3 protein-coding genes are annotated in these 2,519 nt (G+C 51.6%); all 3 read right to left on the bottom strand.

The genetic code is table 11. From position 1 onward, the window contains the following. Positions 1 to 147 precede the first annotated feature (147 nt). Genes Q0140_RS01630 through Q0140_RS01640 form a run of 3 tightly spaced genes read right to left on the bottom strand, consistent with a single transcriptional unit; the run spans position 148 to position 2,358 of the window. Positions 148 to 660, bottom strand: coding sequence for a lipocalin family protein (locus Q0140_RS01630; protein WP_297961003.1), 513 nt, complete (start codon positions 658 to 660; stop codon positions 148 to 150). Beyond that, positions 650 to 1,774: an SAM-dependent methyltransferase gene (locus Q0140_RS01635; RefSeq protein ID WP_297961005.1), complete on the bottom strand. Its 1,125-nt coding sequence runs from the start codon at positions 1,772 to 1,774 to the stop codon at positions 650 to 652. The genes Q0140_RS01630 and Q0140_RS01635 overlap by 11 nt, the downstream gene beginning before the upstream one ends. Next, entirely contained in the window at positions 1,771 to 2,358 is a 588-nt protein-coding gene (locus Q0140_RS01640) for a hypothetical protein (protein WP_297961008.1), read from the bottom strand. Before Q0140_RS01640 ends, Q0140_RS01635 begins: the two co-directional genes overlap by 4 nt. Positions 2,359 to 2,519 lie beyond the last annotated feature (161 nt).

Raw genomic sequence — 2,519 nt, forward strand, 5'->3', positions numbered from 1 at the left:
CGATACTTTTAGATGAATTTTCCACATTGCTTGTGAAATTCTGTTCCGTAAAATTTTTCAAGCTGGAATTCTGCGCTACGAAATTTTGCTCTTTAAAATTCCGTAGTGAAGCCTCTGTATGGTCTTTACATGATTTTTGATTAGCCATTATTGCTGCTTTGTCCAGACGATTTTTTTGGTGTCGTAACCGCTATGCTTCGCCTTTTTTAGATATAGGATGCGGATCGGCTCGGGCAGGGTTTTGGTGCGCGAGAGAATGTAAAGCTCACTCGTATCGGCGCCGAAGATCAGGGCGTAACGATAGTCGCCGTCCACCTGCGCCACGCGGTAGAGGGAGTCGGAAATCAGACCTTTTTGATAGAGCAGACCTACGTTTTTATCGCCCGCAAACTCCAACACGTGCTGCTCGTTTTTGATTTTGCCCGAGCTCGTTTGGGCTGATTTTAGGAGGTTGATGGTGGAATTTTTATCGACGAAGCACTCGTAGGCGGTGTTTTGCAGATCGTCGTCGCCCTTCATGCGGGCGATCTCATACCAGCCGCCGCTAAATTTAGAGATGTCGAAGTTTTTTACGATCGGCGCTTTGGGGCTCAGACTTTTGGCGCATGAGCTCAAAAAAACGGCGCCTAGCACCAAAATAATCAAATTTTTAAATTTCATCGTTCGTCCTTTTTAGAAGATAGAAAAATTCTTGATTTCCCTCTTTGCCCGTGATCTTACAGGCGCTAGCGTGCAGCACGGCAAGGCCCAGCTCGGCGCATAGCCGCTCAAATTTCGTCCGTGCGGCGCGCGCCGCTTTTTCGTCTTTGAGCACGCCTTTTTTATTTCGCTTGATCTCCGCGCCGACTTCAAACTGCGGCTTAAATAGCACGATGAGAACGCTTTTTGCAAGGCGCACGAGGCTTTCTAGGATTAAATTTAGCGAGATGAAGCTCACGTCGCAGGTGATGAGATCAAATTTTTTCTTGCTCGCAAACTTCCTGATGTCGGTGTTTTCGCGCACGATCACGCGGGGATCGCGTCGCAAAATTTCGCTTAGCTGCAAGCTGCCGACGTCAAGCGCGGTTACGCTCTTTGCACCGCGCTGAAGCAAAATCTGCACAAATCCGCCCGTGCTGCTGCCCACGTCCAAAACATCGGCTCCCGCTAAATTTAAAACCTCTTTTTGAGAGGGCTTTGTTTGTAGCGGCTCCGCGCCGCCTTCTCTGCGGCACGCGCCCGCCTTGCCGCCCGATTTGGAGACTTCTGCCGCATTTGAAATCTCTGCCGTTTCGGCGTTTGCGTCCGTTTGCAAATGCTCTGCCGTTTTGGCGCTCGTTTTTGCGGTACGGATCGCCTCGGTAGTCACTTTCGCGCTCTTTGTCGTCGCGGCAGTCGCGCTTGGAATTTTAGTTGCTTCGTCTGCGCCCAAAATTTTATCCGTAGCTGCAAAATCTGCACTTGAAATTTGCGTCGCCGCCGCTTTGCTATCCGCGTCCTTTGCGGCGCTGTACGGCTTTAAAATTTCTGCCGCCGAGTTAGGCGAATTTGCGCCGCAGCTCGCCAAAAGCCCGTTTTCGGCAAGCTCGTCCAAAAAGCCCGCAAGCTTGAGCGCGCCCCTGCTTACGTAAATTTGATCGGTCGCGCTGATTTCGCCGCTCTGCTCGGGCGCGATCTGCGCAGAGGGTCTATTTTGCACGGCGCCTCGCAGCAAAATTTTATCCTGTTTTATCAGTGCGGCAGCCTGATTTCTGCTGATTTTAAGCGTGTTTGCGACGAGCAGATCAAATCTCATTTTGTCTTTTCTCCGCGCCGCGATGAAATTTTAAAGCTTGCGCAGTTTTTGCGCGAGCTTGAGCTTAAAATTTTATCACGTGTAGTAAAACCTCGCGTAGCAGTACCGCAAGGCTCAAACTTTAGCCCGCACCGTGCCGCAAATTTAGCCATACTGCGCATTGTAAATTTTGGTTCACCGTGCGTTGCAAATTTTATCTTGTCGCTAGCGAAAATTCTAAAATTTTTCCTATCGGCGCAGTGTTCGCGCGCCGCAAAATTTGAGATATTCTTGCTTGCAGCCGCATCTATCGGCGTCGTGCGCGCCGTTTTAGCGCCGCGGCAGGCAGAGCTCGCCCGCCTCGCAGAAATCGCCTCTCGGTCATCCGCTTTTACGCGCGCTTCAAAGCCCTGTGGTCTTGCGTCGACTGCTCGATTTGCAGCTCTCGCTTCTGCCGTTAAATTTGACGTTCGTTCGCGTACCGCAAAATTTTTAAAATTCTCGCGCTTCGTAAAACACGCAAGCGCCGCAGAGCGGAGATTGCTTTTGAAATTTAATCCCGCGCCGTTTGAGTGCGGGTTTGGCGCCAAACAAAAAACCTTCACTCGCCGCTCCCCGCGAGCACTTCAGGCTCGCTCTTGCCGGGTGAATTTGCGCCGGGCGTCGCCAGGCTCGCAAGCGCTTCAAACTCGCTCTCGTCGATCACCCGCACGCCAAGCGAGCGGGCTTTTTGCAGTTTGGAGCCCGCTTCTGCGCCTGCAAGCAC

It is taken from the genome of uncultured Campylobacter sp. (assembly GCF_938045405.1).
Classification (GTDB): domain Bacteria; phylum Campylobacterota; class Campylobacteria; order Campylobacterales; family Campylobacteraceae; genus Campylobacter_B.